Here is a 16,050-nt window from a genome sequence, read left to right as displayed (position 1 = left end):
TAGAGCAGTCGGGGTGTTACTCCGCTTGGATGGCGGCCTTCAGGCTCAGCGGACGGATGTCGGTCCAGTGCTGCTCGATGTAGGCCATGCAGTCCGTGCGGGCGGCTTGGCCGAACAGGACACGCCACCCGGTGGGCGGTTCGGCGAACGCGGGCCACAGGCTGTGCTGGTCCTCGTCGTTGACGAGCACCAGGAACGTACCGTCGTCGTCATCGAATGGGTTGGTGCGCATCGCTTCTCCGAGGTGCTTGGTCGGCGGGTGCCTCGGTGCCCGCACCGAGGTCCGCGCCGAGGATCCGGTCGGACAGCAACCCGAGGCAGGACAGGTTGGGAAACCCGGGCCCCTGGGTCAGCCCGGACAGCCCGGGCAGAAACAGTTTCGGGGCGACGTTGGTGACCGCGAGGTCATAACCGATGGCCTCCTGCAACCGGTCGCCGCTGAGCGGTCCGCCCAGGCCGAGTTCGAGCAGATCCAGCGCGTCCTGGCCCAGCAGCGGCACGAACCATGTCGCGTCGGCGCCCGAACCGTCGATCACCAGGTCGAAACCATGCACGGTCTCCAGGCTCTCACCGCCCTGATTCGTGCTCAGCGTCAACCGGATTCGCCCGTCGCGGGCTACGGCGTGCGCCACCCTGCCGCGCAGGTGACGGATCCGGTCGTCGGACAGCAGGGCCTCTTGCACCCGCGCGGAGAACACCCCACGGTCGGTGCGGGTCAGCGCGTCGCGACGTTCGGCCAGCGTCAGGCCCGTCCATCCGGTGGGGTCGGAGAACAGCGTGTTCTCGAAGAAGCCCTCGCCCCTGGTGAACAGGGTGACCTGCGGCGAGATCACGGTGATCGTGGAAACCCGGTGCCGGAACAGCTCGTTGAGCATCGACGCCGCGGTTTCGCCGCCGCCGATCACCGCGACGCGCTCGGCGGTGATCAGCTCGCACTGGGCGGCGCGGTGCCAGAACTGGGCGATGGACAGCACCCGCGGGTTGCCTGGCAGGATCGACCGCTCGGGCTGACCGGGGCCGGTGATCATCAGCCCGTCGCCGTGCACGGTCTCATCGGCGGTGCGCACGGCCCACCGCCCGGTGGCGCCGGAGTCGACCGAAATCTGCTGCACCTCACCGTAAACCACGTTCATGCCGATGTTGTCGGCGACCCAGCGCAGATACTGGCTCCACTTCTTGTGCGTTGGCGCCGGCCTGCCGCGGTCCACCCATTCGGCGAACTGGCCGGTGCCGATGAGGTAGGACTGCCAGCTGTGCCGGGTCATCCGCTCGTCGAGTTCGGCGTTGCGGCGCGGCACCAACGAGGACCGGTACGGGAAGCCGACGTCCTTTTCCGGGCCGGTGCCGAGCCGGTGTTGACCGTCGGTCCAGCCGCCGTCGGCCTTCCAGTTAGCCGCCACCGCAGTGCGTTCCACGGCGACGACGTCGGGTACGGCGACGCCCATCTCGCGCAGGACGGCGGCCTTGGCGGCGACTGCGACCGCCTTGGCTCCCGCACCGACCACAGCCAACGTCGGGGTCATGACACCACCTCTCGTAACGATTCCTGCCACAGGGACTGAAGGATGACGACATCGTCGGCCGACAGGATGTCGGGCAACGTCCGCCACTGCGCGGCCAACACCGGCGCGTCGCTCGCACCGAGCACCGCCGCCACGATGGTCAGCTCGTGTCGCACCGCGAGTTCGGGCTCCGGCAACGGCGATACCCCTGCCAGCAGCGTGCGATCCGGTCGCAGCACGCCACCGTCGAGCCCGACGTGGATGCGGCCCAGGAAGTTCAGCAGCAGCTGGGGTTCGCGGTATCCGCGCAGCCGGCTGGCGGTGTCGGGGCGCAGATAGCGCAGCAGACCGTAGTCGATGCCGTCGCCGGGGATCGCGGCCAGGTCCTGGCTGGACTGCACCCGCAGCGGGTAGATCGCGGTGAGCAGCCCGACGGTGTCGGATGTGTCCGCGTCCGCGACGATGCCGTCGGCGCGCCCATGGGTCTCCAGCGCCAGCAGCGGCGGGCGCGGGTCCTGCCCGCGGTGTTGTCGCCAGCGGGTGAGGGTGCGCGCGGCCGCGACGGCCAGCAGGTGCGGCGTCGGGACACTCGATGTCACCAGCCGGGCGCTGACATCGGCGTCGGCGACCGACACGGTGACGACGACGTCACCGGCCCTGTCGGTTTCGGGCTGCACCCGGCGCGCGCCGATGGCGGGATCCTCGCCGTCGAGTTGCGCGGCCCAGAAGTCACACGTCTGCAGGTCCTGCGCGCGCTCGCGGAGCCGGCGCGACCACCGGCGCAGGCTGGTGTGTTCCCGGATCGGGGCCGGTGCTGCGCCGGAACGGATCGTGTGCCATGCCGCGTCGAGCTCACCCAGCACGATCCGCCATGACGCCGGGTCCAGCGCGAGCGCGTGCGCGGTGAGCACCAGCACGCCGGGCCCGTCGGGTGGGCGCAGCCACACCGCGGACAGCATCGAACCGCGTTGCGGGTCAAGGCGTTGCACCGAGGCATCGGTATGTCGGGCGACGGCGTCGGCCAGGTCGCTCTCGACGGTCACCTCTGACAGGATGTCGCCGGGTTCCTGAGCCACCAGCGTCATCGTCTCGGCGTCGAGCCGGCACCGCAACACCTCGTGCCCGTCGACGACGGCGCGCAGCATCTGGTGCAGCTGATCGCCGGTGATGCCGTCGGGTAGCCAGATCGCCTCGGTCTGGGCCAGCCGGCGCGGGTCGCCGTGTTCGTAGAGCCAATAGGCGTTGGGTAGCACGGGAACCGGCCCGGCCTCGTCACGATCGTCGCGTTCGACGCCGACCCACTCGTTGTCGATGGCCGCCGCGAGTTCGCGCACGCTTGCACATTCGAGCATCAGCCGGGCCCGCAACGGGATTCCGCGCCGCCGCGCGGCCTGCACCACCGAGAGCGCCACGATGCTGTCCAACCCGAGCGCCAGGAAGTCGGCGGTGACGTCGATCTCGGCGCCGTCGAGCAGTTCTGCCAGCACCTGCACCAGCGCGGCCTCGGTCTGGGTCTCGGCAGCGGCCGACGGACCCTCCGCAGCGGTGATTGCGGCCAGCGCGGCGTCGTCGACCTTGCCGTGCGCGGTGAGCGGGAGCTGGTCGACGACGACGATGCCGTGCGGAACCATGTAGCGCGGCAACCGTTTTGCCAGCAGGGCTCGCAGCTCGGCCACCGCGGGCTCGGGATCCGCGGCCACGTACGCGGTCAACCGTGGCCCCCAGCGGTGCCTGCGCACCGCGACGTGGGCGTGGCGCACGGCCGGATGTGCGTGCAGGACCGCGGCGATCTCGTCGGGTTCGACGCGGAAGCCACGGATCTTCACCTGGGTATCGGAGCGCCCGAGGAACTGCAGCGCACCGTCGGGCTGGCGGCGCACGACATCGCCGGTGCGGTACATCCGCCGGCCCGCGGCGAACGGGTCGGCGACGAACCGGCTTGCGGTCTCCCCCGCCCGGCCCAGATAGCCGCGGGTCAACTGCCCGCCGGCCAGGTACAGCTCGCCGGGCACGCCGTCGGGCACCGGGCGCAGCCAGGAGTCCAGCACATAGGCGCGGGTGGGTGAGGTGGGCCGCCCGATCGTGGGCTTTTCGTGGTCGGCGATACCGGCAACGACGGCCTCCACGGTGGTTTCGGTTGGGCCGTAACAGTTGTAGGCCGCCATCCCGGTGCGGGCGCATTCGTCGCGGATCAGGGTCCACGCCGGAAGTCCGACGGCCTCGCCGCCCAGCGCCAGCACCGCGAGGGGCACGGTGGTGAGCAGGCCCGCGGCGTGCAGTTGGGCGAACATCGACGGGGTGGTGTCGATCATGTCGATGCCGTATCGCCCGATCGTGTCCACCAACGCCTCGGCGTCACGTTGCACGTCGTCGTCGACGATGTGCACGGCGTGCCCCTCCAGCAGTGCGGCCAGCGGTTGCCAGGCGGCGTCGAACGTGAACGACCAGGCGTGGGCGACCCGCAGCGGCCGGCCCAGCCGAGCCGCCGCCGGGCGCAACATGTTCCGCGCGTGATCGGCGGCGTAGGCCAGGACGGCCTGATGAGTTCCGACGACGCCCTTCGGCCTGCCGGTGGTGCCCGAGGTGAACACCGCATAGGCGGCCTGCCCGGGATGCACGGCAGCGGGCCGGAAGTCACCGGTGAGTTCGTCGGCTGCAGCGGCGATCAGTGCGTCGTCGACGACGACCGCGGCACCGGACTGCGCCAGGATGTCGGTGACGCGCTCGGCGGGCATCGACGGGTCCAGCGGGACGATCACTCCCCCGGCCTTGAGCACCGCGAGCATCGCGGTCACGTACTGTCGGCCGCGGCTGAGGTTGACGGCCACCGGGTGTTCGGCACCGACCCCGCGCCGGGCCAGCGCGGCCGCCAACCGGTCGGCGGCCTGGTCCAGTTCCCGGTAGGTGAATTCGCCGCTGTTCCAGCTCAGCGCCCGCGCTGCCGGCCGACTGTCGACGATCTCGGCGAACGCGTCATGTATGCCGAGATGTGCTGGTGTGTCGATGGATTCGGCTGGCGGGGTGGCTTCACCGTCGAGCAGCACACCGACGTCGCGCAGCGGGCGGTCCCAGTGGGTGATCAGGCGCTGCACGGTGCTCAGCAGACGCCGGCCCAGCGATTCGGCGCTCATCGGCCCCAGCGCGTCGTCGATCACCTCGACCAGCACGGTGAGTTGGTCGTCGACCATGTGCGCGGCGATGGTCACCGGGAAATGGGACAGGCTCTCCAGCGCCGCCGGGCGAAACGACGCGCCGTTGGCGGTGAAATCGCCGCCGCCGACCAGCCCGCCCGGCGGGAAGTTCTCGTACACCAGCAGGCTGTCGAACATCTCACCGATACCGCCCAGCGCGCGCAGTTCGGCGTGCGGCTCATAACTGTGATCGCGCAACAGGGCGGCCTCGCGCTGCAGCGCAACGCATTGCGCGCCGACCGAGGCCACGGGGTCGAGCCGCACGCGCAGCGGCACGGTGTTGATGAACAGCCCGACCATCGTCTCCACGCCGGTGAGCTCATCCGGCCTGCCCGACACCGTCACGCCGAACACCACGTCGCTGCGGTCGGTGAACGCGGACAGCAGTGTGGCCCACGCCATCTGCATCAGGGTGTTCACCGTGATACCGCGGGTGCGCGCGGCCTCCGCCAGCTCCGCGGTGGCCTGTTGGTCGAGCTTCAGCTCGGTGCGCCGCGGTGCTCCGGTCGGCGGCTCGGCCGCCGCCAGCGTGGGTGTCAGCAGCGTCGGGCCGTCGAGCCCGTCGAGGTGTTGACGCCACAGCGCCCGGCTGGCGTCGCGGTCGCGGTCGGCGAGCCAGCCGATGTAGTCGCGGTACGGCCGCGGCGGTGGCGGCAGTGCGGCCGGGTCACCGCCGTACCGGTACAGCGTGATCAGCTCGCCGACGAACAGCGGCAGCGACCAGCCGTCGATGATGATGTGGTGGGCGAGGACGGTGAGACGGAAGCGATCGCCATCCTCTTCTGTCGGCATTTCGATGAGCACGAATCGGATCGCCGGTCCGCGTTCCAGGTCGAACGGACGGCGCCGTTCGGCGATGTCGAGCGCGTCCAGTTCGTCGGCGGTGGCGGTGATCTGTCGCCATGGCACGTCGACATGGGTGGGCACCACCTGCACGGGCCGACCGGGGTTGGCCTGCAGGAAACTGGCCCTCAGGTTGGGGTGGCGGGCCAGCATCGCTGCCGCGCATTCGCGTAACAGCGCGGTGTCCAGCGCGCCGCTGATGTCGGCGGCCATGGCGATCACGTACGGGTCGCCGCGGTCGTCGTCGCTGAGCTTGGCCAGCGAGAACAGCCCCTGTTGCAGCGGGCTGAGCGCCATCACATCCTCGATGGCCGCCTTGGCGTCCGTCGCGGTCAAGGGGCACCGTCGCGCGAGGCCGTCCACATCGACGTCACGGCTGCCAGTTCGTCGGGTGAGAGCCCGGAGGCCGACATCGGGTCGTGGCGGGTGTCGGCGACCCGTGGCGTGTCGGCGGCCTCGTCGATCTTGGCGGCCAATTCGGAAACGGTGGGGTGCTCGAACACCATTCGCGCGGTCAGCGCCAGCCCGGTGTCGCGGGCGCGGGCGGCCACCTGCACCGCCAGGATCGAGTCACCGCCGAGTTCGAAGAAACCGTCGGTGCGGTTGACGTCGGGCACGCCGAGCACGTCGGCGAGGATCGCCGCGAGCGCCCGCTCGGTTTGGGTGCGAGCCGGTTCGGCCGGCCCGGCGGGCGCCGACGGCGCGCGCACCTCGGTCGTGTCGAGGATCTGCACGGAGCCGTGCTCGGTCCACCGCCCCCGCGTGCCGCGGGCCCGAAGATGCGTGCCGATCTGGTCGACGACGTGGTCGTAGACGTCGCCGACGGCGCCGATCGCGACGGGGTCGCGCCAGCCGTCGAGGATGCTGACCTGTGCCGCAACGCTGAACTGGTGCACCTGGCGCAGTTCGGCGTCGTCGGCGATCTGCACGTCGCGCAGCCGTTGGTCGGGATCGTCGGCGAACGCCGCCAGCACCCGGCCGAGCCAGCCGACGAGCCGCTGCGCGGTCGCGCGCCGGTACAGGTCGGTGCGGTAGATGAGGTGGCCCCGGTATCCGTCCTCGGTCGCGAAGAAGTTGACCGACAGATCGGCGTGCGCGACGTCGAAAGGGGGTTCCAGCGCGGTGAACGTGGTCGCGCCTTGTGCGCCGGACTCGATGGGTTGGTCGACGGGCAGCCCGTCGCGCACGTGCACCACGACACCGAACAGCGGATTACGTGACAGCGACCGCGTGGGCCGCACCGCGTCCACCACCTGGTCGAACGGAAGGTCCTGGTGTGCATAGGCTTCCAGCGCGGTGTCGCGGGAGCGGCGCAGCACCTCGCGCAGCGTCGGGTTGTCCCGCAGGTCGTTTCGCAGCACCACGATGTTGACGAAGAACCCGATCAGCTGGTCCAGTTCGGCCTCGGTGCGCCCGGCGACGGGGGTGCCCAGCGGGATGTCCGGTCGTTCACCGGCTTTGAGCAGTGCCACGGCCACCGCCGATTGCAGCAGCATGAACTCGGTGACGCCGAGCTCCTGGCTCAACGCGGTGAACTTGGCGCGGGTCGCGGCGTCGATGCGCAGCTCGACGGCGTCGCCGTCGCCGCTCAGCACCGGCGGGCGCGGGAAATCCGGTGCCAGGCCGGGGTCCTCGGGCAGGCCCGCGAGTTGGGTGCGCCAGTACTCCCGCTGCCCGGCCACGGGTCCGTCGGTGTCGGACAGCAGGGCCGCCTGCCACGCCGCGTAGTCCGCGTACTGCACCGGCAGCGGCGCGAACTTCGGCGGGTGACCGGCGCGGCGGGCCCGGTAGGCGGTCAGCAGGTCGGTGAACAACACCATCGCCGACCAGTGGTCGGATGCGATGTGGTGCACCACCAGCGACACCACGTGTGTGTCGGGCGTCGACAGCACGGCGGCGCGCACCGGCAGGTCGTGTTCGAGATCGAAGATCTGGCGCCGCTCGTGGTCCAGTTCGGTGTGCAGCCAGGTGTCGTCGGCGCCGTGGGCCCGGCGAACCGCCACGTCACCGGCGGCGTTCACGATCTGGTATGGCACCCCGTCGATTTCGCGGTAGGTCGTGCGCAGCACCTCGTGGCGGGCCACGACGTCACGGACCGCCGCGACGAACGCGTCGGCGTCGCAGGGCCCGCTGATGCGGGCCGCGAACGGGATGTTGTTGACCGGGTTGGGCCCGTCGATGCGGTACTGGAACCACATCCGCAGCTGCGAGGCCGACAACTGCAGCGGACCGTCGTGCGGGATCGCCACCAGCGGGGGCCGCGCGGTACCGCGCGAGGACGTCGCGTCGATCCGCTCGGCCAGCGCGGCGACGGTACCGAGCTCGAACACCTCCCGCACGCCGATGTCGACGCTGAACCGCGACCGCAGCCCCGCAACCAGTTTGGTGGCCAGCAGCGAGTGCCCGCCCAGGTCGAAAAAGGAGTCGTCGGCGCCCACCCGGTCACGGTCGAGCAGGTCGGCGAACATCTGCGCGACGTGCCGCTCGGTGCCCTCGGCGGGTTCGCGGTACGCGGCGCCGGAACCGGCCAACGCATTCAAGTCCGGTTCCGGCAGCGCCGCCCGGTCGATCTTGCCGTGCGCGGTGATTGGGATCTCGTCGACGACAACGTATGCCGCCGGTGTCATGTACTCGGGCAGCGCGGCGGTCACCCGGTTGCGGATGCGCTCGACGTCGACGACCTCGGCGTCAGGCGCCGCGGTCAGATACCCGACGAGGCTTCGGCCCAGCCCCGGCAGGTCGCTGGCCACCACGACCGCCTGACCGACGCTGGGGTCCACCGAGATCGCCGCGGCGACCTCCCCGAGCTCGATGCGGAAACCGCGGATCTTGACCTGCTCGTCGGCGCGCCCGACGAACTCGATGTCACCGTCGGCGTTGCGGCGCGCAAGGTCGCCGGACCGGTAGAGCCGCCCGCCCGCCGTGAACGGGTCGGCGACAAACCGTTCCGCGGTCAACCCGGGACGGTCGTGATAGCCGTGCGCGACATGTGTTCCGCCGATGTAGATCTCACCGATGACACCGACCGGCACGGGCTGCAGTGCGTCGTCGAGCAGGTGGATCTGGGTGTTGATCTTGGGGGTGCCGATCGGCACGATGCGGGTGCCCTGGGTGCCCTCCACCTTGTATCGGCTGGCGTTGATGACGGTCTCGGTGGGGCCGTAGAAGTTGTGCAGCAACGCGTCGAACGTGGCGTGGAACTTGTCGGCGAGCTCACCGGGCAGCGCCTCCCCGCCGATCGGCACCCGCTGCAGGGTGCGCCACTGGTTCACGCCGGGCAGCGACAGGAACAGCCCGAGCAGTGACGGCACGAAGTGCATCGAGGTGATGCCTTCGTTGCGCAACAGGTCGGTGAGATATCCGATGTCGCGCAGGCCGTCGGGCCGCGGAATCACCAACCGCCCGCCGCAGGCCAGCATGCCGAAGATCTCGCCCATCGACACGTCGAAGCTCGGCGACGCGACCTGTAGCAGCCGCTCGCGATGGTCGATGTCGTACTCGTCGGCGAACCACACGAAGTACTCGGCGACCGGCCGATGCGGTACCGGCACCCCCTTGGGCAGACCGGTGGACCCCGACGTGTAGATCAGGTACGCGGTGCTCTGCGGGCTCAGCGCGCGCACCCGGTCGGTATCGGTCGGGTTGTCGGAGCGGTACCGGTCCAACCCGGTGACCGGTTCGCGCAGCACGAGTTTCGGGTCGGAGTCGGACAGGATGAAGGTGAGCCGGTCTTCGGGGTAGGTCGGGTCGACGGGCAGGTAGATCGCGCCGGCCTTGATCACGCCGAGCGCGGTGATCACCAGTTCGGGTGAGCGGTCCAGCAGCACCGCGACGCGGTCCTCGGCGCCGATGCCCTTCTCGATCAGCCAGTGCGCGACCCGGTTGGCGGACTCGTTGAGCTCACGATAGGAGTAGTGACGGCCCTCGTAGACGAGGGCTACCGCATCGGGGGTGCGGGCGACCTGCGCCTCCACCAGCTCGGTCAACGTCTTTGCCGGGGTGTGGAATTCGTCGCCCGCCGCGACCGCACGCAGCCATTCGCGATCGGCGGCGCCCATCACCTGCAGCTCGCCGATCCGCTGGTCGGGGTGGCGCAGCGCGTCGTCGAGTAGCACGGCGTAGTGATCGAGCAGCTGTCGGGCCAGCGTCGCGTCGAGCACCTCGACGAGATACTCGGCCTCCACCACCACCGTCGGGCCGTCGAACTCGACCATGAATGTCAGCGGAAGCTGGGTGAATTGGCCACGCAGCTCGGCACGTTCGCACGTGATGCCGGGTGGGCAGAAGCCGGACCCGTCGGCGCCGCGGGCGCCGAACGCGACGCGGGTCATCCGCTCCACCCCGTGGCGGCGGTCGGGGTTCAGCTCGCGCACCACCCGGTCGAGGTTGGCGTGTTGATGGGCGAACGCACCGACGGCGGTGTCGCGGGTGGCCGCCAGGACGTCACGGAAGGTCTGTCCGGCTAGGGGGCGCAGCCGCAGCGCCACGGTGTTGCCGTAGTAGCCGATGACGTCGTCGAGTTCGGCGGGCCGGTTCAGCACCGGTGTGGCGACCAGCATGTCGTCGGCGTGGGTGTAGCGGTGCATCAGCACCCCGAACGCGGCCAACAGCACCATGTAGGGGGTTGCGCCGGATTCCTTGGCCAGCGCGGCCACCTGCTCGGCGGTCTGCCCGGGCAGCGTCAGCGTGGTGCGCTGCGAGCGCCAACTCGTCGGGACCGCAGACCCGTTGGGCCCGGGCAGCTCGAGGGGTTCGGGCGGATCGGCCATCGCCGCGCGCCAGTAGTCGAGGTCTTCGGCGCTCGGCTCGTCGTCCAGTCGGGGCACCGCGGTGGGTGCGGGCAGCGGTTCCCCGTCGTATGCACGGGTGAGGTCGGCGAAGAACACTGCCCAGCAGGCGTCGTCCCACGCGATGTGGTGCGCGACCAGCAGCATGACGTGTTCGTCGGCGCCGGTGCGGACCACCGTGATGCGCAGCGGCGCGTCGGTGCTCAGGTCGAACGGCGCGTTGAACTCGCGCTGCGCCAGCACCTCCAGGCGCAGTCGGCGGGCATGCTCGGACAGTTCGGAGAGGTCGTGGACGGACCAGCCCGGTGTCAGCTCGTCGTGCACGGTCGGTTGCGGCTCGCCGTCGGCGTCGGCGCAAAAGGTGGTGCGCAGCGCGCGATGGCGCGCTGCGACGGCGTCGAGGGCGTCGTGCAGCCGTGACACGTCGAGCGCCCCGGTGAGCCGGTAGGACAGGCAGATGTTGAGGATCGCGCCGGTGGGATCGGCGGTCTGGACGAACCACATGCGGCGCTGGCCGTCAGACAGGCCGTCGACCGCGTCGTTCTGCGGGTTCGTCGACCGCAGTCCCCGCTCGGCGAGCCTGCGCCGCAACACCTCCAGCCGTCGCTGGTCGAGGTCCTCGCGGATATCAACGGTGTCAGTCACGCGTGGTTTCCACCTTCTCAGTGCGTGCGGAAGCTGTCGGGTCGTCCAGGGCGTCGATGAGTTCGCGGGCGGTGATGCCGCCCAGCAGGGTCGCCAGCGTCACCTTTGTGCCGGTGCTGCGCAGCAGCCGGCTGCGCAGGTCCAGCGCCAGAAGGGAATCCACGCCCAAATCCAGCAGCGGCGTTTCGGGGTCGATCGCCGTCGCGTCGAGGGCCAGCACGGCGGCCAGCGCGGCCAGTACACGGTCGGCGACGTCGGCGCCGGCGGCGAGTTCAGCTGTGTGCGGCGCTGGTTCGCGCACCGGTTGGCTGTCCAGGAACACGCGCAGTCGCTCGGCGTCGGCGGACATCAGCAGCGGGTCGGCCGGGTGATCGCACAGGCTGGCCGCGACCGCTGCCTCCGGTGCCATCGGCAACAGCCCCGAGCGTTCGATGTTGGCCACCCCGGCCCCCTCGGCGATGCCGCTGCCGCGTTGCGGATCGCCTTGCCACAGCCCATATCTGACGGCCACACAGGCCCGGCACTTCGCGCGTAGTTGGCCGGCCATCACGTCGAGCATCCGGTTGGCCGCGGAGTAGGCTCCATGGCCGCGCCCGCCCCAGACCCCGGACAGCGACGAGCACAGCACGATCCGTACCTCGGGATGCAGCGGCCAGTGGTCCGTCATCCGGGCGAGCCCGGTGATCTTGGCCGCCGCGGTGTCGGTGAACGTGGCGCCGGTGATGCGGTCGCATTCGGCGAACGTGGCGGCGCCCGCGGCGTGCACGAGCAGCGTCGCGCCGCCACCTGCGTGCTCGCGGGCCACCGCCAAAAGCTGCTCCGCTGATGTGATATCGCACCGCGCGTCGACGATTTCGACATCGGGCGAGCGAAGCTGGGTCCTGGTCGTCTCGCCGATCCCGCTGCGGCTGAGCAACACGATCCGGCGGGCGCCGCGCTCGGCGAGGTACCGCGCGAAGTGCATGCCCACGGTGCCACTGCCGCCGGTGATCACCACGTTGTCGAGCACACCGTCGGTGAGCGGCCACGGGGTGGCGGCCGTCATCGATGCCGTCACCGTGCGGGTATACGCCGTTCCGTCGCGCACCGCCGCGTCCTGCGCCTGGCCGAGTACCGCGTCGACAGCGGCCGCGGCGGTGGCGTCGTCGACGTCCCACGACGGCAGGTCCAGACGACCGAACGTCAGGTCGGGGTGTTCGAACCCGACGCTGCGGTGCATTGCGGCCAGGGCGCCCTGGGCCGGCAGGGCCGCGGCGTCGCCGGGGCGGACTTGCTCGCCGCCGACGGTCACCAAACACACGGTGGCGCACTCTGATCCGGCGGCTTCGACGTAGTCGAGCAGTCCGGCGTCGATGAGCTTGGCGATGTCGTGTGCGGCCGGTTCGGCGTCCGGGCAATCGAGCACGGGAGCGACCGCGACGAGGACGTCGGCGTCGTGTGCGTCGGCGGGTTGCGCGCCGGGATGGTGCTGCACGGCGGTGCGCAGCCGATCGCCAAGGGTGCCAGCGGGGCCCAAGAGGTCGACGACCGCGATACGTCGAACCGTATCGCCGGGGACCGGGCGTGCCGTCGGCACCCACCGTTCCTCCGCCACGGTGAGCCGAGGCACCGGCGCAAGTGGTTCCGGCGCTGCCCACAGCGCGACAGCACGCATCGGTGCGTTCGGAAAGCCTTGCAGCACAGTGCTGTCGGTGTCGAACAGGTCGGCCCAGCGGTAGCCGGGGTCGGCGACGGCGGCGGCGACGATGGCCGCCGACACGGCGTCGCCGAACGGTTCACCGCGTCGACCCGACCCGACGATCTGCGGTTCGTCGCCGGGCTCATCAGCGAACAGATCGCCCAACGCGAACAGCAGCGACGGATGCGCCGACAGCTCGACGAACCGCGATGCCCCGCGCCCGCGGGCTGCGGCCGCCGCGCGGTCGAAGCGGACGGTGTTGCGCAGGTTGCGGTACCAGTAGTCGACGAAGTCGGTGCCCGCAGCGACGGTCGCTGCGGTGGCCGATCCGATGAATTCCGCTGTGCCCGCCACGAATTGACCGCGCGGCAACGATGCGGTGAGGGCGTCGCGCAGTGGTTCCAGCGCGCTGGTGTGGCCGGGATAGGTCACGTCGAGTGCGCGCACGAACACCGCGCGCTGCGATGCGGCGGCCACCAGCGCGTCGACGGCGGCGCGGTGCCCCGATACCACCACGGAGGACGGGGAGTTGACGGCGGACACCTCGAGCCAGCCGTCGACCGTCGCGGCGAGACGCTGCGCGTCCTCGCAGGTGATGCCCAGCGCCGCCATGCGGTAGTCGCCCGCCAGGCTGTCGACGGCCCTGGCCCTGGCGATCACCACGGCCGCGGCGTCGGCGAGGGTGATCGAGCCCGCGATGTAGGCGGCGGCGATTTCGCCGAGGCTGTGTCCCACCACGATGTCGGGGGCGAACCCGCAGGATCGCCACACCTGGGCCAGTCCGGCCGCGTGGGCGAACTGCGCGGCCTGGCGCTGCACCTGGCTCCACCCACCACCGTCGGTGTCGGCGGTCAGGTACGGCAACGGGGAGGGTTCCCCCGCGGCGACGAACGCCGCCGCGCACCGGTCGACCTCGGCGCGGTACACCGCCGACTGACGGTAGGCGTCGGCGCCCATCGACGGCCACTGGTTGCCCTGGCCGGGAAGGACGAACGCCGTTCGGGCCACGACTGACCCCGACGACCGGGCCAGAAGCGGATGGTCCGCACCTGTGCTCAGCGCGCGCAGACCGTCGGCCAACTCGTCGAGGTCGGCCGCGCGCAGCACGGCGCGGTGCCTGCGCAGCCTGCGGGTGCGCACCAAGGTGTTGGCGACCGCATGGACGGCGCAACCGTGATCCAGGTAGCGCAGGATCGCCTCGGCGTCGGCCCCGATCAGTTCTTCGGCGTGCGCGCTGAGCACGACGGGCACCCGCCCGTCGGGCAGCAGGCGACCCGGCATCAGGCCGCCTCGTTTCCGCGCTCGGGCATCGAGACGATCACGTGTGCGTTGGTGCCGCTCATGCCGAACGCACTCACCGCGGCCATCCGCTGACCGTCGACGGCGGGCCAGGGTGTCAGCTTGGTGGCTAGCCGCAGTCCTTGGCTGTCCCAGTCGATTTCGCGGCTGGCATCGTCGGCGTGCAGCGTGGGTGGGACGGCGGCGTGCTCGGCGGCGATCAGCACCTTGGCCAGTCCCAGCCCACCGGCGGCGGCCTGCGTGTGGCCGATGTTGGACTTCACTGAGCCGAGCAGTCCGCCGCGGCGGGCTGCGGTGGCGCCGTAGGTCTGCGACAGCGAGATCAGCTCGGTGCGGTCGCCGAGTCGGGTTGCCGTGCCGTGTCCTTCGATCATGCCGATGTCTTCGGGGCGCACGGCGCCTTGGTCGATGGCACGCTTGAACAGCCGGGCCTGCGCCGCTCCACTCGGTGCGGTGAGCCCGGCCGACCGGCCGTCCTGGTTCAGGCAGGTGGCCCGCAACTCGGCGAGCACCCGGCGTCCGTCGCGCAGCGCGTCCGAGCGGCGTTGCAGGACGAAAATCGCCGCGCCCTCGGCCCACACCGTTCCCGAGGCGTGCGCGCTGTACGGGCGGCAGTGGCCGTCGTCGGAAAGCGCGTGCTGCTTGGAGAACTCGACGAAGAAGCCCGGTGATCCCATCACGCAGACACCGCCGGCCAGCGCCAGATCGCAGTCGCCGCAGCGCAGCGCCTGGCTCGCCACATGGATGGCGGTCAGCGCCGAGGAGCACGAGGTGTCGATCGTGAGCGCGGGTCCGGTGAGGCCGAGCGTGTAGGCGATCCGCCCGGACACCGGGCCCAGCGCAGTGCCGGCCATCAGATGTCCGGTCAGGTTGGTGTATTCGGCCAGATCGGGTCCGTAGCCCATCGCCGACGCGCCGAGGTAACAGCCCACGTCGTGTCCGGCGAGGTCGTCGGGGTTGATCCCGGTGTTCTCCAGGGCGCGCCACGCCACCCGCAGTGCGACCCGCTGCTGGGGGTCCATGGCGAGGGCCTCGCGCGGCGAGATGGAGAAGAACTCGGGGTCGAATGTGGCTGCGCCGGTGAGGAATCCACCTAGGTCCTGGATCGGCTTGAAGCCGTCGCGCCGTGACCCGTCCAGCACGTCACGGATCGCCCAGCCGCGGTCGCGCGGGAACGGGCTCAGCGCTTCGCGTTGTTCGGCGAGCAGCGCCCAGTACTGGTCGGCGGTTTCGATTCCGCCGGGCGCCTCGAGCGCCATACCGGTGATGACCACGGGGTCGCTAGCTGTCATTGATCAGCTCCGCCACCGTGTCGATGTGCTCGTTGAGGTAGAAGTGTCCACCGTCGAAGAGTGTGAGCGTGACGGCTTGCTCGGTGTGGATTTCCCACCGGCGCAACATGTCCTGGCTGACCCGGTGATCGCCGCGGCCGCCGAGCAGATGGATGTCGGCGCGAATCTTGCGGTCCGGGCCGCACACGTAACGGTTGAACGCCACATAGTCGGCACGCACGGCGCGGACCAGCAACTCGATGAACTCCTCGTCGTCGAGCAGGCGCGGATCGGTGCCGCCGAGGTCGACCATGTTGGCGACCACCTCGGCGTCGGCGGTCGGCAACCGCGGTGAGGTGACGACCGTGTGGGGCGCCTGGCTGGCCGACACCCACAGCTGGCCGACGTCGACGCCGTGTTCCTCGGCGACGCGGGCGAACTCGAACGCGATGATCGCGCCCATGCAGTGGCCGAACAGGCGCAGCGGGCCGATGCGGGCCCAGTCACCGGCCGCGTACAGATCCGCCGCCAACTGTTCGACGGTGTCGGGCGCCGGGTGCGACAACCGGTCGGCTCGTTGCGGATACTGCACGACGTACGCGTCGTTGCCGGTGGCGGCCAGGGCTGTCGCGAACCCCCGGTAGGCCGCGGCGGCGCCGCCGGCGTGGGGGAACACCACCGTCGAGCCGTCGGCGCGCTGGCCGGGTGTGCGTTTGATCCAGGGCGCGAAAATCAGTTCCCGCTGTTCATCGATCATCGTGGCGGTGGCGTCGCATCGGCTCCACGGCAGTGGACGGCCTGGCTCTGCGCGGCGGTACCACCCATCATGTCCCT

7 protein-coding genes are annotated in these 16,050 nt (G+C 70.7%); all 7 read right to left on the bottom strand.

Features of this window, described 5'->3' with window-relative positions; genetic code table 11:
* Positions 1–16: 16 nt before the first annotated feature.
* Genes K3U96_RS09900 through K3U96_RS09870 form a run of 7 tightly spaced genes read right to left on the bottom strand, consistent with a single transcriptional unit; the run spans position 17 to position 15,973 of the window.
* Complete coding sequence (locus K3U96_RS09900) at positions 17–232, bottom strand: MbtH family protein (protein WP_220692874.1); 216 nt, start codon at positions 230–232, stop codon at positions 17–19.
* Entirely contained in the window at positions 210–1,523 is a 1,314-nt protein-coding gene (gene mbtG, locus K3U96_RS09895) for an NADPH-dependent L-lysine N(6)-monooxygenase MbtG (protein WP_220692873.1), read from the bottom strand. The genes K3U96_RS09900 and mbtG overlap by 23 nt, the downstream gene beginning before the upstream one ends.
* Complete coding sequence (locus K3U96_RS09890) at positions 1,520–5,872, bottom strand: non-ribosomal peptide synthetase (protein ID WP_220692872.1); 4,353 nt, start codon at positions 5,870–5,872, stop codon at positions 1,520–1,522. The genes mbtG and K3U96_RS09890 overlap by 4 nt, the downstream gene beginning before the upstream one ends.
* Positions 5,869–10,968, bottom strand: coding sequence for a non-ribosomal peptide synthetase (locus tag K3U96_RS09885; protein ID WP_220692871.1), 5,100 nt, complete (start codon positions 10,966–10,968; stop codon positions 5,869–5,871). The genes K3U96_RS09890 and K3U96_RS09885 overlap by 4 nt, the downstream gene beginning before the upstream one ends.
* Positions 10,961–13,927: a mycobactin polyketide synthase MbtD gene (gene mbtD / locus K3U96_RS09880; protein WP_220692870.1), complete on the bottom strand. Its 2,967-nt coding sequence runs from the start codon at positions 13,925–13,927 to the stop codon at positions 10,961–10,963. The genes K3U96_RS09885 and mbtD overlap by 8 nt, the downstream gene beginning before the upstream one ends.
* Positions 13,927–15,237, bottom strand: coding sequence for a beta-ketoacyl [acyl carrier protein] synthase domain-containing protein (locus K3U96_RS09875; RefSeq protein ID WP_220692869.1), 1,311 nt, complete (start codon positions 15,235–15,237; stop codon positions 13,927–13,929). The genes mbtD and K3U96_RS09875 overlap by 1 nt, the downstream gene beginning before the upstream one ends.
* Positions 15,227–15,973 carry a thioesterase II family protein gene (locus K3U96_RS09870; protein ID WP_220692868.1) on the bottom strand — a complete coding sequence of 249 codons (747 nt, stop codon included), beginning with the start codon at positions 15,971–15,973 and terminating at the stop codon, positions 15,227–15,229. The genes K3U96_RS09875 and K3U96_RS09870 overlap by 11 nt, the downstream gene beginning before the upstream one ends.
* Positions 15,974–16,050 lie beyond the last annotated feature (77 nt).

The sequence above is a fragment of the Mycolicibacterium holsaticum DSM 44478 = JCM 12374 genome (assembly GCF_019645835.1).
GTDB lineage: Bacteria > Actinomycetota > Actinomycetes > Mycobacteriales > Mycobacteriaceae > Mycobacterium > Mycobacterium holsaticum.
Note: the sequence above shows the minus strand (reverse complement) of the source record. Positions and strands in the feature narration are given on the sequence as shown.

What these genes read in the sequence shown, in the direction of transcription:
- K3U96_RS09900 (WP_220692874.1), bottom strand. Translation starts at nt 232, where the DNA reads ATGCGCACCAACCCATTCGATGACGACGACGGTACGTTCCTGGTGCTC.
- mbtG (WP_220692873.1), bottom strand. Translation starts at nt 1,523, where the DNA reads ATGACCCCGACGTTGGCTGTGGTCGGTGCGGGAGCCAAGGCGGTCGCA.
- mbtD (WP_220692870.1), bottom strand. Translation starts at nt 13,927, where the DNA reads ATGCCGGGTCGCCTGCTGCCCGACGGGCGGGTGCCCGTCGTGCTCAGC.
- K3U96_RS09875 (WP_220692869.1), bottom strand. Translation starts at nt 15,237, where the DNA reads ATGACAGCTAGCGACCCCGTGGTCATCACCGGTATGGCGCTCGAGGCG.
- K3U96_RS09870 (WP_220692868.1), bottom strand. Translation starts at nt 15,973, where the DNA reads ATGATCGATGAACAGCGGGAACTGATTTTCGCGCCCTGGATCAAACGC.